The organism is Amycolatopsis sp. NPDC006125 (assembly GCF_040614195.1).
Lineage (GTDB): Bacteria > Actinomycetota > Actinomycetes > Mycobacteriales > Pseudonocardiaceae > Amycolatopsis_E > Amycolatopsis_E tucumanensis.
Genome location: NZ_JBEXTZ010000002.1, coordinates 111,287 through 137,584 on the forward strand (window position 1 = coordinate 111,287; position 26,298 = coordinate 137,584).

A 26,298-nucleotide genomic window follows, 5' to 3' on the forward strand; every position below is an offset into this window, starting at 1 on the left:
CCTCGTTGACAGGACGAGGGCGACAATGCTTTCCGGAATCAAGATCGTCAGTTTCACCCATTTCCTGCAAGGCCCTTCGGCGACGCAGATCCTGGCCGACCTCGGCGCGGACGTCGTGAAGGTCGAACCGCCGCAGGGTGCCTTCGAGCGCGGCTGGTCCGGCCCGGACGCCTACGTCGAGGGTGTGTCGGTGTTCTTCTTGCTCGGCAACCGCAACGTGCGCAGCATGGCTGTCGACCTGAAGAACGACGAAGGGAAAGCGGTGCTGCGCCGGCTGATCGACAGCGCCGACGTGCTCATCGAGAGTTTCCGCCCAGGAGTGATGGACCGGCTGGGGCTCGGCTACGAAGAGCTGCGCCGGACCAACCCCCGGCTGGTCTACTGCTCGCTGTCGGGTTACGGGTCCGACGGCCCGTACAAGGATCGCCCCGGACAGGACGTGCTCATCCAGTCGCTGTCCGGGCTCGCGTCGGCGACCGGCCCGGCGTCCGGGCCGCCGACCCCCGTGGGTGCCTCGCTGGTCGACCAGCACGGTGCCGTGCTCGGCGCACTGGGCATCCTCGCCGCCCTGCACGGACGCGAGCGCACCGGCGAAGGCACCAGGGTGGAGAGCAACCTCCTCAACGCCGCGCTGGACCTGCAGATCGAACCGTTGTCGTACCACCTGAACGGCTTCCGCGGGCAGCGGAGCACCAGCGGGATCTCCTCGCCGTTCTACAAGGCGCCCTACGGCGTGTTCGCCACGGCCGACGGGCACCTCACGATCTCCCTGACCAGCACCGACGCCCTGAGCAAGGTGCTGGAGGAACCGTGGTTCCGCGGAGTCGAACCCGACGCCGAGTACGCGATGCGCGAGGAGATCAACACGCGTATCGCCGAACTGCTCGCCCGGAAGAGCACGAGGTACTGGACCGAGCGCTTCGCCGAGTTCGGTATCTGGCACGCGCCGGTCAACAGCTATGACGACGTGGTGGCAGATCCGCAGGTGCGCCACAACGAGACGTTCCTGTCCTTCGACCACCCGTCGGCAGGTCCGGTCCAGGTCCTCGCCCACCCGATCCGTTACGGCGGGCAGCGCCCGGGAATCCGCCGCCTGCCCCCGGCGCTCGGGGAGCACACCGGGGAGGTCCTCGCCGAACTCGGGTACTCCGCTGGGGAAATCGCCCGCCTGATGGAAGGCGGTGCGGTGCATGGCTGACACGGCGCCCTGCCCGGTGCTGGTCGAGCGGTCCGCGCCCATCGCGGTCGTCACGATCAACCGGCCGGAGAAGTACAACGCGATCGACGCCGCTGTCGTGGACGCGCTCGAAAACGCGCTCACCGAACTGGAGGGCGATCCCGCCATTCGCGCGATCGTGCTGACCGGCGCGGGCAAGGCCTTCGCCGCCGGTGCCGACATCGCGTTCTACGCCGACGCGGACCGCGTGTCGTTCGACGCCTTCACTCAGCGGTGCAACGAGTTGTGCGACCGGATCGCGAAATGTGCGGTCCCCGTCGTGGCGGCGGTGAACGGTCTGGCGCTCGGGGGCGGGTTCGAACTCGTGCTCAGCTGCGATGTCGTGGTCGCGGCGGACGAGGCGTCGTTCGGTCTGCCCGAGGTCTCCCTCGGGCTGCTCCCGGGGTGGGGCGGTACGCAGCGGCTGACCTGGCACGTGGGACCCAACCGCGCCAAGTGGCTGGTGATGTCCGGCGAGCGCCTCGACGCGGAGGCGGCCGAGGCGGCAGGCATCGTCACCCACCGCTGCGCCCAGGACGAACTCGCGGCCCGGGCGGCCCAGATCGCCACCACCCTCGCCGAGCAGGCGCCACTGGCCGTCGCCGCGATCCGCGAGGCGGTCACGGCCGCCGTGCCGGCCGCGGCGGAAGCGTCGGCTGGCGCGGGTTTCCAGCTGGAGAGGGCGAAGCTGTCCGCTCTGTTCGAGTCGGCGGACGGCAGGGAAGGGATCGCGGCGTTCGTCCACAAGCGACCGCCTCACTTCCGCGGTCGCTGACCCGCCACACTACTTCTGACCGCCCGTCCACGGACGGTGCCGCGCGCCGACCGTTTCATCCGCGCTGCACAACCGGTTGTGCAGTTCCTCATCGACAAAGGAGTCACCCATGCGAGCACAGCAAGCGAGCCCGCCGCCGAGCGGGCTGCGCAAGGTCGTGGCGGCCTCGATGGCCGGCACCGTGGCCGAGTGGTACGAGTTCCTGCTCTATTCGGCGTCCTCGGCACTGGTTTTCGGCGCGTTGTTCTTCCCGCAGTCCGACGAGCCGCTCGACGGTGTGATCAACGCATTGCTCGTCTACGCGGTGGGCTTCGTAGCCCGCCCGCTCGGCGGGATCGTCTTCGGGCACTTCGGTGACCGTCTCGGCAGGAAGAAGCTCCTGCAGCTGAGCCTGTTGCTGGTCGGGGCGGCGACGTTCGCGATCGGCTGTGTTCCCGCCTTCGCTTCCATCGGGTACTGGGCGCCGATGATCCTGGTGCTCCTGCGGTTCGTACAGGGCTTCGCCCTCGGCGGCGAGTGGGGTGGCGCGGTGTTGCTGGTGGGGGAGCACAGCCCGGACCGCAGCCGGGCGTTCTGGTCCAGCTGGCCCCAGGCGGGGCTGCCGATCGGCAACCTGGTCGCGACAGTGGTCCTGCTCGGGCTGTCGGGAGTGCTCTCACCGGAGCAGTTCCTGTCCTGGGGCTGGCGCACCGCGTTCTGGGCCTCGGCGGTCATCGTGCTGATCGGTTACTACATCCGCACGCAGGTGGAGGAGGCTCCGATCTTCCTGGAGTCGCTGGAGAAGGCGCAGGCGCGGGAGAACGAGCGGACTTCGATCATCGAGGTGGTGCGGCAGTACCCGCGCGGTGTCCTCGTGGCGATGGGCGCGCGGGTCGGTGAGAACATCCTGTACCAGGTGGTGGTGACGTTCTCGATCACTTACCTGGCGCTGCGGGTGGGCAGCAGCACGACCGACATCCTGTTGCTGCTGGTGTTCGCGCACCTCGCGCACATGGTGCTGGTTCCGTTGTTCGGCCATCTCGCGGACCGGTGGGGCCGCCGTCCGGTGTTCCTCGCCGGTTCGGTCGCCATGATCGGGTGGGGTTTCGCCGGGTTCCCGCTGATGGACACCGGATCCCCGGTACTGATCGTGCTGGCGCTGGTGCTGGGGGTCGCCGTGCACGGCCTGATGTACGCGCCGCAGCCGGCGATGATGGCCGAGCTGTTCCCGACGCGGATGCGCTACGCCGGCGTGTCACTCGGCTACCAGACGACGTCGATCTTCGCGGGCTCCCTGGCGCCGTTCATCACCGCGACGTTGCTCAAGAGCTTCGGTTCGTCGATCCCGATCGCGCTGTACTTGGCGGTCGCCGCGATCATCTCGACCATCGCGGTGGTCGCGACCCGGGAGACGAAGGGCATGTCCTTGTCCGCATTGGACAGCCCGGTCGAGAGCCCGGGCGCAGGCGCGGGCTGCGGCGTGCCGGCTTCCGCGAAGCCAGGCGAGGGCGGGTGAGCGCCGTCGAGCGTGGGTGCCCCGACCCGGCTGGTCTCGGGGCACCCACACCCAGGTGATGACGATCTCCGCGGATCGGCAGCGAACCTTCGCCGAGGTGTCCGACGGGGTTGCGCGGGTGCACCGGCCGACGGGTGCGCCAACGGGCAGCCAAACCTCGCGGGTTCGCCTCAGGGAGGTGGGTCGCCCGGGCGGACGAGACCGTTCTGGTAGGCGAAGACGACCAGTTGAGCCCGATCGCGGGCGGCGACCTTGGTCATAGCGCGGTTGACGTGGGTCTTGGCGGTCAACGGGGACAGGTGCAGACGCTCGGCGATGTCGTCGTTGGACAGTCCGTGCGCGACGAGGACCACGATCTCACGTTCCCGGTCGGTGAGGTGGTCGAGTGCGGCGGCCGGCTGGGCGACGGGCTGGCCGAGGACGTGCTGCACGAGGCTGCGGGTGGCTTTCGGGGACAGGAGCGCATCACCGGCGGCCACGACGCGGACGGCGTGGACCAGCTCGTCGGGCCCGGCATTCTTGCCGAGGAAGCCGCTCGCCCCGGCGCGGACGGCGTGCAGGACGTTCTCGTCGTTCTCGAACGTTGTCAGGACGAGGATGCGCACGCCGGCCAGGTCGTCGTCGGCGGCGATCCGGCGGGTGGCTTCGATGCCGTCGACCTCGGGCATGCGGATGTCCATGAGCACGACGTCGGCACGGGTCGTACGGGCCAGGAACACGGCGTCGCGTCCGTTGACGGCTTCCCCGGCGACCTCGATGCCGGGTTCGGCGTCGAGGATCATCCGGTAGCCGGCGCGGATGAGCGCCTGGTCGTCGGCGAGAAGCACCCGGATCGTCATAGTGCGGCTTTCAAGGTCGGGGCGGGCAGTTCGGCGTGCACGGTGAAACGGCCGTCCGGCCCGGCCCGGACGTCGAGGTTGCCACCCGCGGTGGCGGCGCGTTCCCGCATGCCGAGGATGCCGTAGCCGGAACCGGCAGGAGCGCGTCCGTCGGCGATGAGGTTGACGATGTCAAGGGTGATCTTCTCGACCGCGTAGGTGATGGTCAGGCGCGCCGTGCCGGTGCCGTACCGGTGTGCGTTGGTGAGCGCTTCCTGCAGGATCCGGTACACGGCGAGGTCCACGACAGCGGGTAACGGCCGTGCGTGGCCGATCTGCTCACGTTCGACGACGAGACCCGCGGCGGCGAGCGCGTCGAGCATGTCGGTGAGCCGGGCCAGCCCGGGCACGGGTTCGGTGCCGTCCTGGTCGTCCGACTGGCGCAGCACGCCCACGATCGACGAGAGCTCGCCGAGCACGGTTTCGCAGGCGTCGTGGATGTGCGCGAGCGCCCGGCCGGCCTGTTCGGGGTGCCGATCGAGGACGTGGCTCGCGGCCCCTGCCTGCACGTTGATGACCGCGATGTGGTGCGCGACCACGTCGTGCAGTTCCCTGGCGATGCGCACCCGCTCCTGGACGACCCGGCGGGCGGCTTCCTCGTCGCGGGTCCGCTCGGCGCGCCGGGCCCGCTCTTCGACCTCGGCGATGTAGGCGCGCCGGCTGCGGACGGCGTCGCCGGCTGCGGTGGCCATCCCGATCCAGGCGAACAGTCCCAGACTCTCGGGAGACCAGGGTGATCCCGTGCTGACGAACGCGTCGACGGTGTACAGGCAGGCGGCGAGCGAACCCGCGAGCGCCAGCGCTGAGCGGCGGTCGGTGCGCAATGCCATCGTGAAGGTGACGATCCCCAGGGCCACGAACAACACCGGCTGCTCCACGCCGGTCGCGATGACGAGTACCGTCGACGCGACGGCGGTGGCCGCCAGATTGAGCGGTGGGTGGTACCGGCGGGCGGCCACCGCGAGCAGCGCGACGAGCAGCGCGACCACATCACGGGTGGTGAGCACCCCGTCGGTTTCGCCCCGCATCCCGCTCAGCTCACCCGCGGCACCGAAGGTGACCACCACACACGCCAACAGGATGTCCCGCGCCAGGGGGTGACGAGACGTCCAACGCCGGGTCGCCAGTGCTGCCATACTGGTCAAAGTAGACGCTCGGCGCGGTCCGTGAGTCTGCCGGCCGTGGTAGACCGCCCCTGCGGGGCATACCACGAACGTGGTAGCCGCGTCAGGCCGACTGCCTGCGACGAGGCGACGCGCACCGGTGGCGGTTCCCCGGATCGTGGACACCATGATCGAGCTACGGCAACTCACCAAGACATACGGCGGCAAGCGCGCCGTCGACGGCATCACCGCCACCATCCGCCCCGGCGTCGTCACCGGGTTCCTCGGCCCCAACGGGGCAGGCAAGTCCACCACCATGCGCATGATCGTCGGCCTCGACCGGCCCACCTCCGGTAGCGCGCTCGTCGACGGACACCCCTACGTCACGTCCCGCGCACCCCTCGCCGAAGTGGGCGCGCTGCTCGACGCGAAGGCGGTCGACGGCGGCCGCAGCGCCCGCAACCACCTGCTCGCCCTGGGCGCCACCGTCGGCATCGGCGCTCGCCGCGTGGACGAGGTTCTCGCGTCGGTCGGCCTGACCGACGTCGCGCACAAGCCGGCGAAGTCGTTCTCCCTCGGGATGGGCCAGCGCCTCGGCATTGCCGCGGCACTGCTCGCCGACCCGGCCGTCCTGCTCCTCGACGAACCGGTCAACGGCCTCGACCTCGACGGCATCCAGTGGATCCGCGAACTGCTGGGCGAACTCGCCGCGGAGGGGCGCACCGTGCTGCTGTCCTCCCACCTGATGAGTGAGATGCAGCTGGTCGCCGACCACCTGCTGGTCATCGGTCAGGGCCGCATCCTTGCCGACACCTCGATCGCGAACTTCATCGAGGAGTCGCCCGGGGGCAACGCGGTGGTCGTGGTCTCCCCGGACGCGGGCGCGCTCGCGCCGCTGCTCGCCGGCGACGAGGTCACCCTGACCACCCGGGAGCCCGGCCGGTTCGAGGTCCGCGGCATGACCGCGGCCGACATCGGCGACATCGCCACCGCACACCGGCTCCGGATTCACGAACTGACGCCGGTCACCGCGTCACTGGAGTCCGCCTACCTCGAACTCACCCGCGACAGCGTGGAGTACGCCGCAACCGTCCAGCACAACACTCACGAGAAGGCGGCCTGATGACCACCACGCTCCCGTCGCCCCGGCACGCTGCGGCGACCAGTCACACCCCCGCGCAACGCCAGACCCTGGGCCGGGCGATCCGGTCCGAACTGATCAAGATCCGCAGCCTGCGCAGCACCTGGATCGGCATGCTCTCGGTCGTGGTCGCCATGATCGGGTTCGGCGCGATCGCGGCGGCCGTGTCGAGCGGCTCGCTCGCCACGCCCGGCGAGGACGCCGGCCCGTTCGGCGGTGGCGGACCCCTCACCACCGTCCTCACCGGCTCCACCTTCGCAGTCCTCCTGGTCGGTGTTCTGGCCAGCCTGGCCGGGGCGCGGGAGTACAGCTCACGGATGATCAGCGCGACCGTCGCGGCCGTGCCCCGGCGCTGGCAGGTCGTCGCCGCCAAGGCCGCCGCGCTCTCCGCCGTGGTGGTCCCCACCTCGGTGGTCGCCGTCCTGGGTTCCTATGGCGCGGGAATGGGCATCCTCTCCGCCAATGGCGCTCCCACGGTGGCCCTGACCGACGACGGCGTCCTGACCTCGCTGCTGGGTATGATCGGCTACATCACCGCGATCGCCCTGATCGGCCTGGGCGCGGGGGTGCTGCTGCGCAGCGTCGCCGGCAGCATCGGCGTCGTGGTCGGCGGAGTCATGATCCTTCCGAACATCGCGGGCGCGCTGCTGCCCGACAGCTGGGACACCCTGCTGCGCTTCCTCCCCAGCTCCGCCGCCGCCTCGTTCACCGAGGTGCAGGCCGCCGGCAGCAGCACCCTCGGTCCGGGTGGGGGCGCCGCGGTTGTCACCGCGTGGGTCGTGGCCGCGCTGGGCGCCGCCACCATCACGATGCGGCGACGGGACGTGTGACCGACGAACCGCAGAGTCCCCCGCGCGCGGGCCGGCGCGGAAGTGGCGAGCTCCGGCAAGACGGAGCCCGGCACGGAGCCTGCTGATGCCGCCGGATCGAAGGTCGCAGGAGGTACCGGGATCAGCGCCGATCCCGAGGGATTGAACCCGCGATATCCGCGGGTTCACCCACCCTGCGGTCGGTCTGGGCCCACGACCGAGGATGAGCCGGCGTGAGGGTCATTTCTCGAGGTTCCGGACGGTCTGCCGCAGCAGCTCGATCAGCCGTGCTGGTGCGTCGTCAGGCAGGCCTTCGAACGCCGCCTCGTTGATGCTCCGGGCGATCGCTTCGACCTGCGGCAGGACTTCCTCGGCCGTCGGAGTGAGGCGTACGATCGCCCGGCGCTCGTCGGCCTTCGCCTGGACTCGGGTGATCAAACCGTCACGCTCCATCCGGCGAAGGGTCAGCGCCATGGTCGGCTGCTGTATCGCCGACGCTTTCGCCAGTTCGCTCTGCGTCGCCTCGCCCATCGCGGAAAGGGTGAACAACGGGGGAAGGTAGGCCGGCTTGAGCCCGAGGGGGCGGAGAGCCGCGGCCATGCGGCGCTCGAACACCCGGGCACACCAGTTGATCATGAAGCCAGCCGAGTCGAAACGGTTGAATTCCATTGCTTCCTAACGGCTTCTCATCGGTGTCCGCCACTCGTACAGCTCACGATGCACTCGCGCGGCCGGTAGCCGATCGAGTGCGCGTACCACGATATCCGTGAGCCCGGCGGGACCGCAGAGGTACCACTCGGCGTCCTCTGGCTGACGCGCCACGAGGCGGCTCACAGCCTCGCTGTCCAGCCGTCCACCCAGCGCGCTGAACGTCGGTGTCAGCGTCAGCCACGGTTTCGTCGCGGCCGAAGTCGACAGTTCTTCCCAGCACGGTACGTCCGTGGCATCCCTTGCCGCGACGACCAACTCGACCTGCCCCTGCTGCATCCCGTTCGCGCTGCGCAACGCTGAAAGGAATGGGGTGATCCCCGCGCCACCAGCGATCCAGACCTGAGGCGCTGCGGTGCCGGCATTCACCGACGGCGTGAACGCACCGAACGGCCCGTCGACACGCACGCGGTCACCGACGGTGAGGCGGGTCTGGGCGTGGCGAGACCAGTCGCCGGACGGGCGGATCAGCACACGGAGGTCGTCGGCCCCCGCCGCGCTCGTCAGCGTGAAGGGATGCGTCTCGGCGTTCGCGGTCAGGAACATGAACTGGCCGGGACGGTGCCGGGTGATTCGCCGAGCCCCGTCCGGGTGCAGCACGATCTCGCGTCCCCGCTCTCGTCCCAGGGTTTCGACAACCGTGTAGGGGATGCCGCCACGCGCCCTGTCCCACACCCGAACCGCCAAGCTCGCGAGCCCTAGCAACGCGAACAGGATCAGCAGGCAACCCAGGGGAGTGGTCAAGGACAGCCACCTGCTCGCCGCGATGAGGATGTACGCCGTCCACACGAGGAATGCGGCCCCGGTGGCCAGGTGCACCCGCAGCCACCGGTCGTAGGGCACCTTCGTGTTGATCGACAGCGCGATCGAGGCGAGTAGCAGGAGTGTGCCGAGCGCACCGAGCACAGCAGCCACGCCGAGGCTGTTCAGAACGTTCTCGCCGTGCTCGACGGCCGACGCGATCGGGGTGATCACCAGGTGCAGTAGCAGCACACCGACGAGACCGGTGCCGATCACGCGATGAGCGACATACACGCGGTCGAGTGGACCCAGTAGCTTCTCCAGCACCGGTCGCCGGATCGCGAGGAACAGGTTCGCCGCCATCATCGCGTAGGCGATCGCGCCCGCGAGGAAGGCCAGGCCGGTCAGCCATCCCGACGTGGGGACGGCGAGAAACAGGACGCTTGCGGTCAGGCCGAGGGACAACCCGCCGAGTGCCACCAGGTTCCAGCGCACCTTGTCCGACATAGATAGCATGCTATGTAAAAGCGAGTGGTTCGTCCAACGCCGTCACTCGTCGTGGGCAGCCACCGCCCCCGGCATGCGGTTCCCGTGACGATCGCGGCGCCCTGTGAAGCGCCGGCTGCGCCCGTTGAATGCGGGGCGAGGGCTGGCGAACGACGCCCGGTTCCTGCCGTGATGGTCGTCACGAGCGCGGGCGTGATCATCCTCGTGGACGAACGGCTGCCGCTGCCCGCGCGTCGCACCGGGACGCAGCCGAGCTCGTCTCCGGACTGCTGCCCGCACTCGACGCGGTTCTGCGGGTGCGTGCTCCGGCCGCGCTGGTTGTGCAGGGCGGCACCACGACGGTCCTGGCCGGCACGCTCGCCGCGTTCTGGCGTGGCATCCCGGTCGTCCATCTCGAAGCGGGTCTGCGCACGAACGACCTCTCCGCCCCGTTCCCCGAGAAAGGGGGCCTGCGGATGGTCTCGCGGCTGGCGGCGCTGCATCTCGCCCCGACCGACGCCGCGGTCGCGGCACTGCGCGGCGAGGGTGTGGCGCCGGGCCGGATCGTCCTGACGGGCAACACCGTCGTGGATGCCGTGGAACACATCCCCGCCCGCGCGTGGCCGGCGAAGAACCGCGCCCTCGCGGAGATGGAGCTGAGGCTGCACGAGCAGGGGCGGCGGCTCGTGCTCGTGACCTCGCACCGCCGGGAGTCCTGGGGCAGCCCCTGCAGCAGGTGCTGTCCACTGTGGCCGAACTGGTGTCGCGGCACCCCGACGTCGAGGTCCTGTTCCCGGCGAACCAAAACCCCTCGGTGCGGCGTCACGTCGGGGCGGTCCTCGGCGGGGTGCCCCGCGTGACCGTCACTGCGCCGCTGGAGTACCCGGACCTGATCCGCGCCCGACGCCTGGCCACCGTCGTGCTCACCAACTCCGGCGGGATCCAGGAGGAGGCACCGAGTTTCGCGACGCCGGTCGTCGTGTTGCGGGACAAGACCGGGCGCCGCGAGGCAGTCGACAGCGGGCACGCCCGGCTCGTGGGCCCAACCCCGCCGCGATCCTCGGGGCCGTCGAAGACGTGCTGTCGGGGCGGTGGCGCCTGGCGGGGGCGGCCAACCCGTACGGGGACGGCAAGGCCGCGCTCCGATCCGTGGAAGCGATCGCCGAGCTGCTCGCGCTGCCCGCACAGAACGCCTTGCTCGGCGAGGCGGAACCCGTGCCCTGAGCCGTCCGCCCGCTTCGAGAACCGGGAGAACCGATGTGCGCCGACGATGATCCGCTCACTCCGTACCTCTCCGCGTGGCGCTCGGCCATCGACAGCGTGCCGTTCCCGGACCCCGTCGAGGCGCCGCCGGCGACCATAGACCCGATCTCCGCCATCGGCGAGGATGACCACGCCATCGGACGGTGATTCCCACGGTCCCTCATCGGTGATGGCGCCCTTGGCGGGAGCCCTCTGGCCCGGTCGCGCGAGGGGGCTCCCGGCCGTGGCGCCCTTCCGGGGCCCCAGCGGGCCGAGGACGTGCCGGAGACGGCGCAGCCGGCCGGGCGCTTCGGCCCCGGGTGGCGATGGCCCGTTGGACGCGCGCGGTGCTGCCGGTGTCCGGGTCGACGACCGGCTACGCACGACAGCTTCCTGCGCGACCTCGACGAGCGCGGGCGTGCCGTGCTCGCCGAGGCCCCCCGAACCGGGCCTCGGCCTCGCGATCGCCAACCCCGCCGCCGGCCCCAAGGCATGGGGCCGGCGACAGCCTGGCTCCTACTCGATCCGGGCGATCACCGCGCCCTGCTTGACCACCTCTCCCTCCTCGACGAGCAGCCGCAGCACACCCGCGGCCGGAGCGGGCACCTCCACGTCCACCTTGTCGACCGCGACCTCCGCGATCAGGTCGCCCTCGCCGACCTGCTCGCCGTCGGCGGCGAACCACGTGGCGAGCACGCCCTCGGCGTCGGGCTCGTTGTCGGAGATGTGGGGGAAGGCGATATCGGTCATGCGCTCACCAGGCCGAGGACAGCCCGGCGGATCCGGTCCGGCGTCGGCAGCACGGCGTACTCCAGCGGGCGGGCATAGGGGATCGGAACATCGGGCACTGCCACCCGGGCGGCCGGAGCGCGCAGCAGCCCCGGGTCGCGCTCGGCGACGCGCGCGATGACCTCCCCGGACAGCCCGAACGACAGGTAGTCCTCGTCGACGACGAGCAGCCTGCCGGTGCGGCCCACCGACTCCAGGACCGTGTCGGTGTCCAGCGGCACCACGCTGCGCAGGTCCACGACCTCGCAGTCGACACCCTGCGGCGCGAGCTCCTCGGCCACGTCGAGTGCGTGGTGCACCGACAAGGACAGCGTCACGATCGTGACGTCGCTGCCCGGCCGCACGACGTTCGCCTTGCCGATCGGCACCACGTGGTCGCCCTCGGGCACCGGCCCGATCGACCGGCGGTTCTTGGCCATCCACGGCAGGCCCATCACGCCCTTGTGGAACAGGTACACCACCGGGTTGTCGTCACGGATCGCGGCGGTCATCAGGCCCTTGGCGTCGGCGGGGTTGCTGGGCGCGACCACTTTCATCCCGGGCAGGTGCGCGAAGGTGCCCCACAGGCACTGCGAGTGCTGCGCGCCGTCCGAATAGCCGCCGCCCACCGCGGCGGTCAGCACCATCGGCACGGTGACGTTGCCGCCCGACTCGAAGTGGATCTTCGCCATGTGGTTGTAGATCTGGTCCATGCACACGCCGAAGAAGTCGACGAACATCAGCTCGACAACCGGCCGCATGCCCTCCACCGCGGTGCCGATGGCCGCGCCGATGAACGCGGTCTCCGAAATGGGCGTGTCCATCACGCGCCGCGGCCCGAACTTCTCGAGCAGGCCGGTGGTGGAGCTGAAGATGCCGCCGTAGGCGCCGACGTCCTCGCCGAGCACGAAGACGTCCTCGTCGCGCTCCATCTCCTGCGCGATGGCCTCGACCATGGCCTTGGCGGTGCTGAGCTTGCGTTGTACGGGTGCGGAGGACGATGCCGAGGCATCCGTGAGCGTCATTGCTTCTCCTCGTCGGTGGTGGGATCAGGCCTGCGCGAACACGAAGTCCAGCGCGGTGCCCGGGTCGGGCTCGGGGCTGCGCTTGGCGAACGCGACCGCGGCCTCGACGCGGTCGCGGGCCTGCGCGGCGATCGACGACACCGTGGCTTCGTCGAGCACGCCGGCGGCGAGCAGCTCCTTCTCGTAGGTGGGCAGCGGATCGCGGCCCGGCACACCCTCCAGATCGGACCGGTAGCCCTGCGCGTCGCCCTCGAAGTGTCCCCACAGGCGCAGCGTGTGCACCTCGATCAGGCTCGGCCCCTCGCCCGCACGCGCCCTCGCCACCGCCTCGCCCGCGACTTCGTGCACCGCCTCCACCGAGTTGTCCTCGACCCGGTGACCGGGAATGCCGTAGCCCGCGGCACGCACGGCGTTCGACGTCACGCACGTCGAAGCGCTGCGCGGCACCGAGATGCCCCAGTCGTTGTCCTCCACCACGAACACCACCGGCAGCTGCCACAGCGCCGCCAGGTTGAGCGCTTCGTGGAACGCGCCCTGGTTCGCCGCGCCCTCACCGGTGACGGCGACCGCGACCCGGTCGGTGCCGCGCCGCTGGAACGCCAGCGCCTGCCCCACCGCGGGCGGATAACCCTCGGCGATGATGCCCGAGCACGAGAAGTGCGTCGCGGGGTCGAACAAGTGCATGTGCCCGCCACGGCCCCGGCCGAGACCGTCCACCCGGCCGAAGATCTCGGCCGTCATCTTCTCCAGGTCCACCCCGTGCGCGATGGCGAAGTGGTGCGGCCGGTGGGTGGCGGTGACCGCGTCGTCGGCGCTCAGGTGCGCGCACACCCCGGCGGCGACCGGTTCCTGCCCGGCGGAGAGGTGCATCTCGCCCGGGATGAGCCCGGCGCCGATGTCGAACACGGGTTTCTTGTCCGCGTGGTACTCGCGGAGGATCGTCTCCTCGTAGGTGCGGATCAGGACCATCATGCGGTACAGGCCCAGCCTGTCCTCCGGTTCCATGTGACCTCCCAATCGGTGTGGGAGTCACTGTCGCGGCGGGCGCGGGCCGCGGACAACGGTGCGGATTTCAGATGGTGATAAACACCGGTTTCCGCAGATCAGGACAGCAGCGCGAAGGCACGGGACACCCGTCGCGACGCCCGCTCCAGGGACACCGGCTCCACCGCGGGCAGCCGGCGCGCCGGCAGCGAGATCGCCACCGCGCCGACCACCCCGGGCGCGCGCACCGGGGTGGCCAGGCAGGCCGTGCCCAGCAGGTACTCCTCGCGGTCGTTGAAGACCCCGCCGCCCTCGGCCAGCCGCCGCTCCAGCACCCGGGTGTCGGTGATGGTGTGCGGGGTGAGGTCGGCGAGCCGGTACCGCGAGAGGTGGTCGCGCCGCGCCTCGGGGTCCAGGCAGGACAGGATGCACTTGCCGAACGCGGTGGCGTGCGCCGCTTCCTGCACGCCCACCCACAGGTCCACGGCGGGCAGCTCGGGAGCGTCGACGATGTCGATCAGCTTGATCTCACCGCCGGAGTACAGCGACAGGTAGGCCGCGCCACGGACCTCGTCCCGCAGCGCGCGCAGCACCGGCCGGATCTTGGGCAGCAGCGCGTGCAGCGAGTTGTGCTTGCGCAACGCGCCGACCTGCTCGCCGAGCACGTAGCCGTCATCGAGTTTGCGGAGATAACCCTCGTGCAGCAGGGTGCGCAGCAGGTGGTACGTCGTCGGCAGGGGAAGGCCGACACCGCGGGCCAGCGCCTTGGCCGTGACCGGCCGTTCGCTCGCGCCGACCGCGTCGAGCAGGTGCAGTGCCCGCTGTACGGAGCCGATCAGTGTCGGTCCAGCAGCCATCCCGCTTCACCTCCGCCGCCCCGTTGCCGCGCATCCAGGATGCCCGGTGCCGCGCGCCACCGGCAAGGCACCAGGCCCGACCCGGTGACCCGCCGCGGCCGGCATGCTTACGTCGTGGAGACGGATTCCCGCCGCCCGTAGACAGCCGCGGCCCGGGAACCTACCGTCCGGAATCGTGACGGATGGGCCGTTGTCGATCCGGCTGCTCGGGCAGTTCCAGGTGCTTCGGGGTCACGCTCCGGCGCCGCTGGATTCCGCCCGCGCCGAATCGCTGCTGGCCTTCCTCCTGCTGCACCGGCACCAGCCGCAGCCGCGGCAGCGGGTGGCGTTCACGCTCTGGCCGGACTCCACCGAGGCGCAGGCGCTGACCAACCTGCGGCACGTCCTGCACACGCTGCGCCACGCGCTGCCCGGTCTCGACCGCCACCTCGAGGTGACTCCGCGGACGCTGACCTGGCGGCCGGACCCGCCCTACCGCCTCGACGTGGCCGAGTTCGAAGCCGCGCTCGATCGCGAGTCGTGGCGGGAAGCCGTGCAGGCCTACACCGGGGACCTGCTGGCCGGCCGCTCCGGGGACTGGGCGGACGCCGACCGGGACCGGCTGCGCCGCCGCTACCTCGGCGCTCTCGAGCGGCTGGTCGCCTCGGCTCAGCAGCGAGGCGACCTCGCGGAGGCCACGCGGCACGCCGAGCGGCTGCTGCGCGAGCAGCCGACCCACGAGGAGACCTACCAGCTGCTGATGCGCCTGCACGACGCCCGCGGTGACCGGGCCGGCGCGGTCCGCGTGTACCACGAGTGCGCGGCGACGCTGGAACGCGACCTCGGTGTGGAGCCCGCGGCCACTACCCGAGCGGTCTATGACGCCCTCCTCGCGCGCGACGACGCCGAGACCTCCACCCGCGTGGGCGGGACGCCGTTCATCGGCCGCTCCGCCGAGCGCGCGCAGCTGATCGCCGCGTGGCGGCAAGCCCGCACCAGGGCGCGGGTCGTGCTGCTCGCCGGGGAACCCGGAATCGGCAAAACCCGGCTGGCGGAGGAGTTCCGGGCCTGGTGCGGCCACCGCGGCGCCGTCACCGCACTGGCTCGCGCCTACCCCGGGGAAGGCGCGCTGGCGTACGGACCGGTCACCTCCTGGCTCCGCTCGGAACGCCTCAACCGGTCGCTGCGCGGCTTGCCCGCCCCTTACCTCACCGAACTCGCCCGGCTGCTGCCGGAACTGCTGACCACCGTGCCGCGCCCGCAACGGCTGCCCGAGAGCGAGCAGCGGCAGCGGCTCTACGACGCCGTGGCCCGCGCTCTGGCCGCACCGGGCGCCCCGGTGTCGCTCGTGGCCGACGACGTGCAGTGGTGGGATCGGGAGGCGCTGCAGCTCCTGCACTACCTGGTGCGGACCAGGCTGCCGGTGCCGGTGCTGGTCGTCGCCACCGCACGCCGCGAGGACATCGACGGCACGGCGCCGCTGCGCGACCTGCTCAGCTCCCTGCGAGCCGCCGAGACCCTGACCGAGATCGACCTGGACCGGCTCAGCCGGGCCGAGACCGCGGTGCTGGCCGAGCAGCTCGGCGGGAGCCGGCTCGCCGATGTCGACGCTCTCTACCAGCAAACCGAGGGCAACCCGCTCTTCGTCGTCGAGGCGGTGCGCGCGGGCGACGTGCTCACCCCGAAGGTCCAGGCGGTGATCCGGGCCCGCGTGGCGCAACTGTCCCACCCGGCCCGGGAACTGGTCGAGATCGCGGCCGCCGTCGGCCGGGAGTTCACCGCCGAGGTGCTCACGGCAGCCGGCGGACTCGGCGACGAACCGGTGGTCGGCGGGCTGGACGAGCTGTGGCGGCGGCGCATCATCCGCGAACACGGCACGACGGCCTACGACTTCAGCCACGACAAGATCCGCGAAGCGGTGTACAGCGCGCTGAGCCCGGTGCGGCGCCGCTACCTGCACGGGCGGATCGCGCACGCCCTCGAGAACGCCTACGCCCACGACCTGGACAGCGTCAGCGGAAGCCTCGCCCGGCACTACGAGGAGGCCGGACGGATCGAGCAGGCGGTGGACGCCTACGCCCGCGCCGCGGACGTGGCGCAGCAGCTGTACGCGCACGGCGAGTCCGCCCGGCTCCTGACCCGCGCCCTGGAGCTGGTGCGGACCCGGCCCGAGTCGGCGCCGCGGTGGCACCGGGAGCTGGAGCTGTGCACGGCGTTGCTCGCGCCGCTGGTCGCCGGCGAGGGCTACGCCTCGCGGCAGATCCACCAGACCCACCAGCGCGCGCTGGTGCTCACCCGAACCCTGCGTGCCGAGCCCTCGCCGCCACTGCTGCGGTCGCTGGGACTGGGCAGCCTGGCGCTCGGTGACTTCGCCGCGGCGCGGGAGTACGGAGCCGCGCTGCGCGAGCGCGGGCAGCGGGACGACGACGACATCCTGCGCGTCGAGGGGGAGTATCTGCTCGGCGTCACCGCGTTCTGGGCCGGTGAGCTGACCGCCGCGCGCGACCACCTGGAACGGGCGGTGGCGACCTACCGCGACGAGAACCGCCGCGAGCACTTGCTCCGCTACGCGCAGGATCCCGCCGTGATCTGCCTGACCCGGCTGGCGCTGACGCACTGGTTCCTCGGCGACGAGCGGGCGGCGATCCGCGCGCGCGACCGCGGGCTGACGCGGGCGGAGGAGATCGCGCACCCGTACAGCCTGGCCACCTCACTGCTCTTCGCCTCGCTGCTCGCGCTGGACATGGGCGACGTGCCGGCGATGCGGCAGTACGTGGCACGCGGGAAGGAGGTGCTGCGGCTGGTGAGCGGCGCGCAGGTCGAAGCGGCCATCGCGGCCCTGGACGGCTACCTCCGGGTGCTCGACGGCGAGACCACGGCGGGCATCGCGGAGATCGAACGGATCCTCGACAACACCCGGCAACGGGACCAAGCCGCGCCCGGGCTGCGGTCTGCCCTGCTGCGCGTCCTGCTGGCCGCCTGCGACGCGGCCGGCGACGGGGACACCGGGATGCGCGCGGCCGCGGAACTGTCCGCGCTCACCAACTCGGCGGTCTGGCGCCCGGAGGCGGAACGTCTCCGGGCGAAGTTCCTCGCCGCCGGGCACCCGGCGAACGCCTGACGGAACGCCCGCGGAACGCCCCCGGGGCGAGGCTGGTGGACGAACCCGTTCCCAGGGAGGATGCCATGACCACCGAATACGACGCGATCGTCGTCGGCGCCCGGTGCGCCGGATCGCCGACCGCGATGCTGCTGGCCCGCCGCGGCTACCGGGTGCTGCTGGTCGACCGGGCCACCTTTCCCAGCGACACGCTGTCCACGCTGATCATCCAGCCGCCGGGGGTGGCCGCGCTGGCCCGCTGGGGGCTGCTCGACCGCGTGACCGCGACCGGCTGCCCGCCGCTGCGGACGTGGACGCTCGACTTCGGGGACGTCCGGCTGAGCGGGACGCCGCGCCCGGTGGAGGGCATCGGGACGGCGTACGCGCCGCGTCGCAGCGTGCTGGACAAGATCCTCCTCGACGCGGCCGCCGACGCCGGCGCCGAGGTCCGGCAACACTTCAATGTGGACGGACTGGTCGTGCGCGACGGCCGTGTGGCAGGGATCCGGGGTCACGGCGCGGATGGCCGCACGGTGACCGAGCGGGCCCGCGTCGTGATCGGCGCCGACGGCCGCACATCGCACGTCGCCAAGTGGGTGGGCGCGTGGCAGTACCACGACAAGCCCAGGTTGCAGTATGGCTACTACACGTTCTTCCGCGGCCTGCCGGTGGACGGCGTGGAGTTCGTCGTCCCGCCGGGCCTGGCGATGGGCGCGATCGCCACCAACGACGATCTCACGCTCGTCGTCTTCGGCCGGCCGGTCGCGGAGATGAAGGCGCTCAAGGCCGACCCCGAAGCCGCGTTCTGGGAGACGGCCGAGGCGGCGCCGGCCTTCGCCGAGCGGGTCCGCGCCGCGACCCGGGTCGAGCCGTTCGTCGGCGGCGGCGTGTGGAACTACTTCCGCACCCCGTACGGCCCGGGCTGGGCACTGGTCGGCGATGCGGGCTACAACAAGGATCCGGTCGTCCCCAAGGGCATCAGCGACGCGTTCGCCAGCGCCGAACTCTGCGCCGCGGCGCTGGACGACTACTTCACCGGCCGCCGTCCGTACGCGGACGGGATGGCGGAGTACCAGCGAGTGCGCGACGAGCGGGGGCTGCCGATCTACGAGTTCGCCACCGCGATGGCGACGATGGAACCGCCACCGCCCGAGATGCGGCGCCTGTTCGCCGTGATCGAGGGCAACCAGGACGCGATGGACGAGTTCGTGAGCGTCCCCGCGGGCACCATCTCGCCTGACGAGTTCTTCGCACCCGGCAACATCGCCCGCATCCTCAACGGAGCGGCTGTGGCCGGCTGACATGTGTGTATAGTGTGTGTATGGCGAGGTTGAACGTCTACGTGCCCGATGAGCTGGCCGAACGCGCCAGGGCCGCGGACCTGAACGTGTCCGCGCTGGTGCAGGCCGCGATCGCGGACGAGCTGCGACGCCGTGCCACTGACGCCTGGCTGGACGCCCTCCCGCCGCCGCGGCGAACAGTTTCACACCATGTGGCTCTCGAGGCCTTGGACGGCGCCCGCGCTGAGCTGGCCGGTGCCGAGGATGAGTGACGCGCCGGCGGAAATCGCGGTCCTGGACGCGTCGGTGCTCGTGGACCTGCTGGCCGGCACCGACTACGCCCCCGCGGCGAGGAAACGCCTCGCCGGCACTGTCCTGCACGCGCCGGCGCACCTGGATGCCGAGGTCCTTGCCGCGCTGGGGCGGCTGGAGCGCGCCGGGAAGCTGTCCGCGTCTGAGGTCGACGCGGCGCTGAGTGCGCTGGCCACGATCCCGGTCACGCGCCATCCTGTTGTCGAACTCGCCGCCGGCGCCTGGGCACGCCGGTCTGATCTGCGCCTCGCTGATGCGCTCTACGTCGAACTCGCCGCGCGCCTGCACGCCCGGGTCCTCACCACCGACCACCGCCTCGCGCGGGCGACCTCCCTCGCCGACGGGATCAGCCAGTAGCCCGCGGCCGAGGGGCGCGGCGGATGGAACACCGGGGGAGCGGGCGCGCTCGGCACGTGTGGGCCCCCGGCGGGTGGGCGGATGTGCCAGCAGCGTCTCCTGAAACGAGCGGCCGGGGCTCGGCGACAACCTTCTCCACCACGCCGTGGCGGCGCGGGCTCAGATCCGCGCCGCGGTCACCAAACGGCTCAGGGCCGCCGCCGCCTCCCGCACGGCGGTGGCTCGCGCTTCGCCCTCGGGACCGGTGAAGTCCTCGCTCCGGCCGCCCAGACTGAGCGTCGCCACCAGCGAGTCGTTCGCGCCCAGGACCGGGGCGGCCACTGCGGACACCCCGTCCAGGTAGTCGTCCCGGCTGAACGAGACGCCCTCGGCCCGCACCTGGTCGAGGTAGGCCGCCAGCTCGTCGCGGTCGGAATGCGTCGTCGCGGTGAAGGCGGGTAGCGGCCCATCGAGCACCCGGGCCCGCAGTTCCGGGTCGAACGCCGCCATCGCCATCGGCGCCGCCGCCGCGTGATACGGCAGCACCGCGCCGATCCCGATCGCGGCCAGCACCAGCGGCTTGCCGCCCTCGACCCGGTCGATGCACACCGCGCCCGCGTCGGCGGGAACCATCAGGAACGCGGTGTCTCCGAACCGCCCCGCCAGCTCCTCCAGCACCGGCCGCGCCGACTCGCGCAGGTCGAACTCGGCGAGCGCCGCCGCGCCGATGGTGAACACCGGCATCTGGATCCGGTAGGCCCCGGCGTGGTCGCGGTGCACCCAGCCGGCCTCGACGAACGAGCTCATCAGCCGGTGCACCGTGGGCTTGTTCAGCCCGCTCGCCGCGGTCAGCTCGGCGAGCGTGATCACCGGCCGGTCCGGGCCGAACTGGCCGAGCAGCTGGCACGCCCGCAGGACCGCGGTGACGGTCTCCCGGGTCCCGTTGCCCTCGGGCACCGCTTCGGCCACCGGCACCTCCTCCATCGCCCGCCCGGTTCGCTCCAGGTTATCCACCGGCGGCGAAGCACGTCTTGACACGCCCTGCCCCTCTCGCGCACAGTTTCGGAACGCGTATCGCATCACGATACACAGAGAGGTGAGTTGTGGAACTGCGCGAGATGATCTCCGACCGTCTGGTGTTCGCCCCCGGTGTCTGGGACGGGCTGACCGCCCGCCTCGCCGAACAGGCGGGCTTCTCTGCGCTGTGCGCCTCGGGCTTCGCGATCTCCGCCGCGCTCGGCTACCCCGACGCGGAGCTGTACACGATGTCGGAGAACCTGACCGCCGTCCGGACCATCCGGGAAGCCAGCGGCCTGCCCCTGATCGCCGACATCGACACCGGCTACGGCAACGCCGTGAACGCCGCCCGCACCGCCCGCCGCTTCGCCGACGCCGGGGTCGCGGCCGTGTTCCTCGAAGACCAGCGCTCGCCCAAACGCTGCCCGCTCATCCCCGGCGCCGAGGTCGAGCTGACCGACCTCGCCGAGGCCGAGGGCAAGGTCCGCGCCGTCAAGGACGCCGCCGGTGACATGCTCGTCATCGCCCGCACCGACGCCAAGGGCGAGGAGGCCCTGCGCCGCGCCGAAGCCTACGTCCGCGCCGGCGCCGACCTGATCATGCCGGTCACCAAGACCTTCACCACCGTCGAGGAATGGGCGCGCTGCCACGAAACCGTCGGCGTCCCGCTGATGGCCACCCTCACCGCCTCCGCGTGGACCGAACGCGAATTCACGCCAAAGGTCATGGAACAGATCGGGGTGCGCATCGCGCTGCTGCCGACCCAGGTCCTGATGGCCGTCACCGGCGCCGCGCAAGCCACGCTGCGCCGGCTCGCCGCGGGGGAGCCGCCCGCCGAGGTGAGCGCGGATGCGTTGCCACACCACGACTTCGTCGCCCTCATCGGCATGGACGAGATCGAGCGCCAGCAGCACAAGTACCTGCCGGCGGCGGTCTGACATGGGCCACACGATCGCCGAAAAGATCCTCGCCCGGGCGGCCGGGCGCGACAGCGTCCGCGCGGGGGAGAGCCTGCCGGTGCGCCCCGACTATATGATCGCCTACGAGTTCCCCGGCTACACCGACGTCATGTTCCGCCAGATGCACGACGACTTCGGCATCCGCGAGCTGGACGAGCCCGGCCGCTACGTCGTGTTCATCGACCACATGCTCACCAAGGGCAACGACAAGGAACAGCAGGTCCACCAGGTGACCCGCGACTGGTGCGAGTTCTACGGCATCGAACTGCACGAGGCGCGCGGCATCGGCCACCAGGTCATGGCCGAACTCGGCTACGCCCTGCCCGGCAACTTCCTCATCCACTTCGACGGCCACATCTCCGGCGCGGGCGCGTTCGGCGCGCTCGGCTGGGGCGTGCGCCGCGACCTGCTGGAAGCGTGGGTGTCCGGGCAGATCTTCCTCGACGTGCCCGCGACCACGCGCTTCGAGCTGACCGGCGAGTTCGCGCCAGGCGTGGACAGCCGGGACCTGGTGCACCAGATCATCGCCGACCACGGCGCCGACGGCTGCGCCCACCAGGTGATGGAGTACGCCGGGCCGGGCGCGCGGGCGATGTCCATCGACCGCAGGCAGGGCCTGTGCGGCATGGCGATGTTCACCGGCGCGGTGTCGGCGGTGTTCGAACCGGACGACGCGGCGCTGGCCTACGCGCGCCGGGTCGCCCGCACCGAATTCACCCCGCAACAGCCCGACGCCGACGCCGACTACGCCGCCGTGCACTCCTACGACCTGTCGCAGGTGCGTCCCCGGGTGGTGCTGCCCGGTTCGGCCCGCGCCGCCAACACCCGCGACGCCGCCGAACTCGCCGGCACCCCGGTGACCAAGGCGTTCATCGGATCCTGCGCCAGCGGGCGGATCGAGGACATCCGCGCGGCCGCGCTCGTCCTCGACGGGCGGCAGGTCGCGCCCGGCGTCGAACTCAACGTCGTCCCGACCTCCGAGGCGGTGCACCGCCAGGCCGAGGAGGAAGGCCTGTTCGACGTGCTGCGCGCCGCCGGGGCGAAGATCGCCCGGTCCAGTTGCGACTTCTGCTTCGGCTACCAGAAACCGTTGCAGGACGGCGAGAACTGCATCTCCACCGGGGTGCTCAACATCTCCGGCCGGATGGGCAGCACGCAGGCCAACATCTACCTGGGCTCGGCCTTCACCGTCGCCGCGAGCGCGGTCGCGGGCGCCATCAGCTCCGCCGAGGAGGTGGGACGCTCGTGAGCGCCGCGCGGGACTACCCGCCCCCGCCAGACGTCATCCGCGGCCGGGTCGCCTGGGTCTTCGGCGACGACTTCGACATCGACCTGGTCATCGGCGTCGAGAACATCAAGTCCTACGACGCGGACTTCCTGCGGGGCAAGGTGATGCGGGCCTACGACCCCGGGTTCGCCGACCGCGTCCGGCCCGGCGACGTCATCGTCGGCGGCCGGAACTTCGGCTACGGCCACCCGCACTACCCGCCGATGGTCGCGCTGCGCGACCTCGGCATCGCCGCCGTGATCGCCGAATCGTTCTCCCCGGGGTTCTGGCGCGGCGAGACCTACAACGGCGTCCCGCTGATCACCGTGCCCGGCATCGCCGCCGCCGTCACGACCGGCGACGCCATCGCGCTGGATTGGCGCGCGGCCACCGTGGACCTCGGTGACGGCCGCGTCCTGCACGGCACCCCGCCCAGCCCGCGGGTCGTCCGCGTCATCGAAGCGGGCGGATCGCTCAAGCTGCTGCTCGCCGAACACGCCCGGACCTGAGAACCGCCCCACCGCTCAACGAGGAGCCGACATGGCCGAAACCACCGCCCGCGCGGGCACCTCCGCCCCGACCCGCACCCCGTCCGCGCGCCGCGCCGCGATCGCCGGTGGTGTGGGCACCCTGATCGAGTACTACGACTTCAGCGTCTACGCCTTCCTCGCGGTCACCCTCGGGCCGCTGTTCTTCCCCAGCGACCAGCCCGCCGTGTCGGTGCTGCTGACCCTGGCCGTGTTCGGCTCGGCCTATGTGATGCGGCCGCTGGGCGGCTGGTTCTTCGGCAGGCTCGGCGACCGCCGCGGACGGCGGCACGCGCTCGTCGTCACCGTCGTGACGATGGGCGTGTTCTCCGGCGTGCTGGGGATCCTGCCCAGTTACGCCTCGGTCGGGGTGATCGCGCCGGTGCTGCTGGTGCTCGTCCGGCTCGCGCAGGGCTTCTCGGCAGGCGGCGAGATCGGCGGCGCCGCGACCTACGTGGCCGAGTCCGCGCCGCCGGGCAAGCGTGGCCTGTTCGGCTCGCTCACCCCGGTCGGCTCCACGCTCGGGTTCTCCGTCGCCGCCGCGGTCGTCGGGCTGATGACCGCGGTGACCACCGCGGAGCAGATGTCCGCGTGGGGCTGGCGCGTGCCGTTCCTGATCTCGCTGCCGCTGGCCGTGATCTGCCTGTGGGTGCGGGTGCGGCTGGAGGACACCGCGGAGTTCGCGGAGATGGCGCAGCGGGCCGAGGTCGTGCGCAGCCCGCTGCTCGCGGTGGTCAAGGAAAAGCCGCTGTCGGTGCTGCGCGTCATCGGCATCGCGATCGCCATGAACGGCACCGGCTACATCGGGCTCACCTACTTCTCCACCTACCTGATCCAGACGCAGGGGTTCGGCAAGCAGGCCGTGTACTGGGCGTCGGCGATCGGGATCGCGCTCGCGTGCGCCACCTACCCGCTCGCCGGGATGCTCACCGACCGCTTCGGGCGGAAACCCGTGCTCATCACCGCCTACGTCGCCTACCTGGTGCTGGCCTGGCCCGCGTTCGCGCTGCTCGGCGCCACCTCCAGCATCGTGGTCGTCACCGCGATCTACGTGGTCTACATGGCGGTCAACGGGCTCGCGCAGGTGCCGGCGTTCCCGCAGTTCACCGAGCTGTTCCCGCGCCGCATCCGCTACACCGGGGTGGCGCTGGGCTTCAACGTCGGCACGATCATCGCCGGCGGCTCGGCCCCCTACGTCGCGGCGCAGCTCGTGGAGAGCACCGGCAACCCGATGTCGCCCGCGTTCTGGGTGCTCGGCGTGGCGGTGGTCGGCCTGATCACGGTGCTGACCCTGCGCGAGACCGGTCGCGATCGGCTGCCGGTCTGATGATCATCCGCAGTCCGTTCCCGGACATCGACATCCCGGACGTCACGCTCACCGAGCTGCTGTTCTCCGGCGAACCGTCCGCCGCGCCCGCCCTGATCGACCCCGAGGGGCGGGTGACGACCCGGCGGCAGCTGGACGAGTCGGTCCGCCGGATCGCCGCCGGACTGCACGCCCACGGCATCGGCCGGGGCTCGGTGGTCGGGCTGTTCGCGCCCAACTCGCCGGACTGGGTCGCCGCGTTCCACGGCATCCTGCGCGCCAACGCGATCGTGACCAGCGCGAACGTGTTGTACACCGCCGATGAACTGGCGCACCAGCTGGCCGATTCCGGCGCCTGCCTGCTGGTCACCACCGCGGACCTGCTCGACGTGGCCGAGGCGGCCGCGGCGAAGGCCGGCATCGAGGAGGTGCTGACGCTGGACGACGCGCCGGGGCGCCGGCGCCTCGACGCGCTGCCCGGCGGGGAGCCGCCGCCGCTGGTGACCGGGCCCGGCGACGTCGCGGTGCTGCCGTACTCCTCCGGCACGACCGGCCGCGCCACGGGTGTCGTGCTGACGCATCGGAACCTGGTGGCCAACGTGCTGCAGTTCTCCCGCATGGGCCGCACCGCGCCCTCGACGGTGCTGCTGGCAGTGCTGCCGTTGTTCCACATCTACGGGATGACCGTGCTGATGAACCACGCGCTGCACCAGCGGTTCCCGCTGGTCACGATGCCGCGGTTCGACCTGGCCGGCATGCTCCGGCTGATCGAGCGGCACCGCGTCACCAAGCTCTACATCGCGCCGCCCACCGCGGTGCTGCTGGCGAAGAGCCCGCTCGTCGACGGGGCCGATCTGTCCAGTGTGGAGCTGGTGTTCAGCGGCGCGGCGCCGCTGGACGGCGACCTGGCGCGGGCGGTCGCGAAACGGCTGGACTGCAAGATCCTGCAGGGCTACGGGATGACCGAGATGTCGCCGGTGTCGCACGCCATTCCCGAGGACCGCCCGGACACCGACCCGGCGAGCGTCGGGTACGCGCTGCCCAACGTCGAATGCCGGCTCGTCGACTCCGCCGGGCGGGACGCCGACCGGGGCGAGCTGTGGGTGCGCGGACCGAACGTGATGACCGGCTACCTGAACAACCCGGCGGCGACGGCGGCCACCCTCGACGCCGACGGCTGGTTGCACACCGGCGACATCGCGACTGTGACGGGAGACGGCGTGTTCACCATCGTCGACCGCGTCAAGGAGCTGATCAAGTACAAGGGCTACCAGGTGCCGCCCGCCGAGCTGGAGGCGCTGCTGCTGACCCACGAGGGAATCGACGACGCCGCGGTGGTCGGCGTGCCGGACGAGGAGGGGGAGGAGATCCCGAAGGCGTTCGTGGTCCGCCGCCCCGGCGCCCGGCTGGACGCCGCGGAGGTCATGAGCTACGTCGCGGCGCGGGTGTCACCGCACAAGAAGGTGCGGCGCGTCGAATTTCTCGACGCCATCCCGAAATCCGCGTCCGGCAAGATCCTGCGAGCGGTCCTGCGGCGCCGGCCGGCAGTGCAACAGGTGCCTTCGGGCACTCAGCCCGGACCGCCGGGATGGGCGAGGTCGTAGGCGCGGGAGACCTTCTGCGGCACCACCATGCGCCACGCGTCCACGACGAGCTCGCGGGCCTCGGCCGGCTCCAGCGCGGCGAGCACGGCGCGGACCCAGTTGAACCGCATGTCCGACTGGGCGGGCAGCCGGAACTTCTCCGGTTCACCGGCGACGAGCGCGGCGCGTTCCTCCTTCGGGAACGCGAACTCCATCACCGTCTCGTCGGCGGAGAAGGCGACGTAGACGATCTGCCCGACGCGGAACTTCAGCCGGCCGCGCACGTAGACCGGATACGAGCGCTCGAGCTCCGTGCCGAGCGCGCGAACGTCGTCGAGCACCGCCATGACGCACCTCCCCAGCCGGAAACCGGCCATCGTAGTCTCCTCGGGCGGGTCGCGCTT

At 71.4% G+C, this 26,298-nt stretch carries 26 protein-coding genes and 1 pseudogene; 17 read left to right on the forward strand and 10 right to left on the reverse strand.

What is annotated here, in order from left to right; genetic code table 11:
- Positions 1-25: 25 nt before the first annotated feature.
- The 3 genes from ABZ193_RS01850 (at position 26) to ABZ193_RS01860 (ending at position 3,486) form a co-directional block, all read left to right on the forward strand.
- Positions 26-1,198 carry a CaiB/BaiF CoA-transferase family protein gene (locus tag ABZ193_RS01850; RefSeq protein WP_020415779.1) on the forward strand — a complete coding sequence of 391 codons (1,173 nt, stop codon included), beginning with the start codon at positions 26-28 and terminating at the stop codon, positions 1,196-1,198.
- Positions 1,191-1,991: an enoyl-CoA hydratase/isomerase family protein gene (locus ABZ193_RS01855; protein ID WP_020415778.1), complete on the forward strand. Its 801-nt coding sequence runs from the start codon at positions 1,191-1,193 to the stop codon at positions 1,989-1,991. The genes ABZ193_RS01850 and ABZ193_RS01855 overlap by 8 nt, the downstream gene beginning before the upstream one ends.
- A gap of 109 nt (positions 1,992-2,100) precedes the next feature.
- Positions 2,101-3,486 (forward strand): MFS transporter, encoded by a 1,386-nt coding sequence (locus ABZ193_RS01860; RefSeq protein ID WP_020415777.1) that lies wholly within the window; start codon positions 2,101-2,103, stop codon positions 3,484-3,486.
- Between the two features lie 170 nt (positions 3,487-3,656).
- Here the strand turns inward: ABZ193_RS01860 and ABZ193_RS01865 are convergent, their stop codons facing one another.
- Complete coding sequence (locus tag ABZ193_RS01865) at positions 3,657-4,325, reverse strand: response regulator transcription factor (RefSeq protein ID WP_020415776.1); 669 nt, start codon at positions 4,323-4,325, stop codon at positions 3,657-3,659.
- Positions 4,322-5,500 carry a histidine kinase gene (locus ABZ193_RS01870; protein ID WP_354708477.1) on the reverse strand — a complete coding sequence of 393 codons (1,179 nt, stop codon included), beginning with the start codon at positions 5,498-5,500 and terminating at the stop codon, positions 4,322-4,324. Before ABZ193_RS01870 ends, ABZ193_RS01865 begins: the two co-directional genes overlap by 4 nt.
- A gap of 154 nt (positions 5,501-5,654) precedes the next feature.
- Here ABZ193_RS01870 and ABZ193_RS01875 point away from each other — a divergent pair, with 154 nt between their 5' ends.
- Both ABZ193_RS01875 and ABZ193_RS01880 read left to right on the forward strand, forming a co-directional pair.
- Positions 5,655-6,590: an ATP-binding cassette domain-containing protein gene (locus ABZ193_RS01875; protein ID WP_354708478.1), complete on the forward strand. Its 936-nt coding sequence runs from the start codon at positions 5,655-5,657 to the stop codon at positions 6,588-6,590.
- A complete protein-coding gene (locus tag ABZ193_RS01880) occupies positions 6,590-7,438 on the forward strand; it encodes an ABC transporter permease (RefSeq protein ID WP_354708479.1) in 849 nt (282 codons plus the stop codon). The genes ABZ193_RS01875 and ABZ193_RS01880 overlap by 1 nt, the downstream gene beginning before the upstream one ends.
- A gap of 219 nt (positions 7,439-7,657) precedes the next feature.
- On the opposite strand, the gene ABZ193_RS01885 is transcribed toward ABZ193_RS01880, so the two are convergent.
- Entirely contained in the window at positions 7,658-8,086 is a 429-nt protein-coding gene (locus ABZ193_RS01885) for a MarR family winged helix-turn-helix transcriptional regulator (RefSeq protein ID WP_354708480.1), read from the reverse strand.
- A gap of 6 nt (positions 8,087-8,092) precedes the next feature.
- Complete coding sequence (locus ABZ193_RS01890; RefSeq protein WP_354708481.1) at positions 8,093-9,373, reverse strand: ferric reductase-like transmembrane domain-containing protein; 1,281 nt, start codon at positions 9,371-9,373, stop codon at positions 8,093-8,095.
- A 128-nt stretch (positions 9,374-9,501) separates the two neighbouring features.
- Between ABZ193_RS01890 and wecB the strand changes: the two are divergent.
- From wecB to ABZ193_RS01905, 3 genes and pseudogenes are all read left to right on the forward strand, one after another.
- Positions 9,502-10,343 (forward strand): annotated as a pseudogene (gene wecB, locus ABZ193_RS01895) (UDP-N-acetylglucosamine 2-epimerase (non-hydrolyzing)); the annotation flags it as partial.
- Between the two features lie 86 nt (positions 10,344-10,429).
- Positions 10,430-10,576 carry a hypothetical protein gene (locus tag ABZ193_RS01900; RefSeq protein WP_354708559.1) on the forward strand — a complete coding sequence of 49 codons (147 nt, stop codon included), beginning with the start codon at positions 10,430-10,432 and terminating at the stop codon, positions 10,574-10,576.
- 33 nt (positions 10,577-10,609) lie between these two features.
- Positions 10,610-10,762, forward strand: a complete 153-nt coding sequence (locus ABZ193_RS01905; protein WP_354708560.1) for a hypothetical protein — start codon at positions 10,610-10,612, stop codon at positions 10,760-10,762.
- Between the two features lie 348 nt (positions 10,763-11,110).
- Here ABZ193_RS01905 and ABZ193_RS01910 read toward each other — a convergent pair whose 3' ends face one another.
- From ABZ193_RS01910 to ABZ193_RS01925, 4 genes are all read right to left on the reverse strand, one after another.
- Positions 11,111-11,344 (reverse strand): lipoyl domain-containing protein, encoded by a 234-nt coding sequence (locus ABZ193_RS01910; RefSeq protein WP_020415769.1) that lies wholly within the window; start codon positions 11,342-11,344, stop codon positions 11,111-11,113.
- Positions 11,341-12,387 (reverse strand): alpha-ketoacid dehydrogenase subunit beta, encoded by a 1,047-nt coding sequence (locus tag ABZ193_RS01915; RefSeq protein WP_354708482.1) that lies wholly within the window; start codon positions 12,385-12,387, stop codon positions 11,341-11,343. Before ABZ193_RS01915 ends, ABZ193_RS01910 begins: the two co-directional genes overlap by 4 nt.
- A 24-nt stretch (positions 12,388-12,411) precedes the next feature.
- Positions 12,412-13,392, reverse strand: coding sequence for a thiamine pyrophosphate-dependent dehydrogenase E1 component subunit alpha (locus ABZ193_RS01920; RefSeq protein ID WP_020415767.1), 981 nt, complete (start codon positions 13,390-13,392; stop codon positions 12,412-12,414).
- Positions 13,393-13,490: 98 nt separating this feature from the next.
- Positions 13,491-14,228, reverse strand: a complete 738-nt coding sequence (locus ABZ193_RS01925) for an IclR family transcriptional regulator C-terminal domain-containing protein (RefSeq protein ID WP_354708483.1) — start codon at positions 14,226-14,228, stop codon at positions 13,491-13,493.
- Positions 14,229-14,403: 175 nt separating this feature from the next.
- Between ABZ193_RS01925 and ABZ193_RS01930 the strand changes: the two genes are divergently transcribed.
- The 4 genes from ABZ193_RS01930 (at position 14,404) to ABZ193_RS01945 (ending at position 19,256) form a co-directional block, all read left to right on the forward strand.
- Positions 14,404-17,328, forward strand: coding sequence for an AAA family ATPase (locus ABZ193_RS01930; protein WP_354708484.1), 2,925 nt, complete (start codon positions 14,404-14,406; stop codon positions 17,326-17,328).
- 65 nt (positions 17,329-17,393) lie between these two features.
- Positions 17,394-18,608 carry an NAD(P)/FAD-dependent oxidoreductase gene (locus ABZ193_RS01935; RefSeq protein ID WP_354708485.1) on the forward strand — a complete coding sequence of 405 codons (1,215 nt, stop codon included), beginning with the start codon at positions 17,394-17,396 and terminating at the stop codon, positions 18,606-18,608.
- A 20-nt stretch (positions 18,609-18,628) separates the two neighbouring features.
- Positions 18,629-18,859 (forward strand): type II toxin-antitoxin system CcdA family antitoxin, encoded by a 231-nt coding sequence (locus ABZ193_RS01940; protein WP_354708486.1) that lies wholly within the window; start codon positions 18,629-18,631, stop codon positions 18,857-18,859.
- A complete protein-coding gene (locus ABZ193_RS01945) occupies positions 18,852-19,256 on the forward strand; it encodes a type II toxin-antitoxin system VapC family toxin (RefSeq protein ID WP_354708487.1) in 405 nt (134 codons plus the stop codon). Before ABZ193_RS01940 ends, ABZ193_RS01945 begins: the two co-directional genes overlap by 8 nt.
- 159 nt (positions 19,257-19,415) lie before the next feature.
- On the opposite strand, the gene ABZ193_RS01950 is transcribed toward ABZ193_RS01945, so the two are convergent.
- The gene (locus ABZ193_RS01950; RefSeq protein ID WP_354708488.1) at positions 19,416-20,249 is read right to left on the reverse strand and encodes an IclR family transcriptional regulator; all 834 of its coding nucleotides are present in this window, start codon (positions 20,247-20,249) and stop codon (positions 19,416-19,418) included.
- A gap of 89 nt (positions 20,250-20,338) precedes the next feature.
- Between ABZ193_RS01950 and ABZ193_RS01955 the strand changes: the two genes are divergently transcribed.
- From ABZ193_RS01955 to ABZ193_RS01975, 5 genes are read left to right on the forward strand one after another with little or no spacing between them, the layout of a single operon-like run.
- A complete protein-coding gene (locus tag ABZ193_RS01955) occupies positions 20,339-21,190 on the forward strand; it encodes an isocitrate lyase/PEP mutase family protein (protein ID WP_020415760.1) in 852 nt (283 codons plus the stop codon).
- 1 nt (position 21,191) lies between these two features.
- Positions 21,192-22,460 carry an aconitase family protein gene (locus ABZ193_RS01960; protein WP_354708489.1) on the forward strand — a complete coding sequence of 423 codons (1,269 nt, stop codon included), beginning with the start codon at positions 21,192-21,194 and terminating at the stop codon, positions 22,458-22,460.
- Positions 22,457-22,987: a 3-isopropylmalate dehydratase gene (locus ABZ193_RS01965; RefSeq protein WP_354708490.1), complete on the forward strand. Its 531-nt coding sequence runs from the start codon at positions 22,457-22,459 to the stop codon at positions 22,985-22,987. The genes ABZ193_RS01960 and ABZ193_RS01965 overlap by 4 nt, the downstream gene beginning before the upstream one ends.
- 31 nt (positions 22,988-23,018) lie before the next feature.
- Positions 23,019-24,332 carry an MFS transporter gene (locus ABZ193_RS01970; protein ID WP_354708491.1) on the forward strand — a complete coding sequence of 438 codons (1,314 nt, stop codon included), beginning with the start codon at positions 23,019-23,021 and terminating at the stop codon, positions 24,330-24,332.
- Positions 24,332-25,915 (forward strand): AMP-binding protein, encoded by a 1,584-nt coding sequence (locus ABZ193_RS01975; protein ID WP_020415756.1) that lies wholly within the window; start codon positions 24,332-24,334, stop codon positions 25,913-25,915. The genes ABZ193_RS01970 and ABZ193_RS01975 overlap by 1 nt, the downstream gene beginning before the upstream one ends.
- On the opposite strand, the gene ABZ193_RS01980 is transcribed toward ABZ193_RS01975, so the two are convergent.
- Positions 25,882-26,241, reverse strand: coding sequence for an MmcQ/YjbR family DNA-binding protein (locus ABZ193_RS01980; RefSeq protein WP_020415755.1), 360 nt, complete (start codon positions 26,239-26,241; stop codon positions 25,882-25,884). The genes ABZ193_RS01975 and ABZ193_RS01980 overlap by 34 nt on opposite strands.
- Positions 26,242-26,298 lie beyond the last annotated feature (57 nt).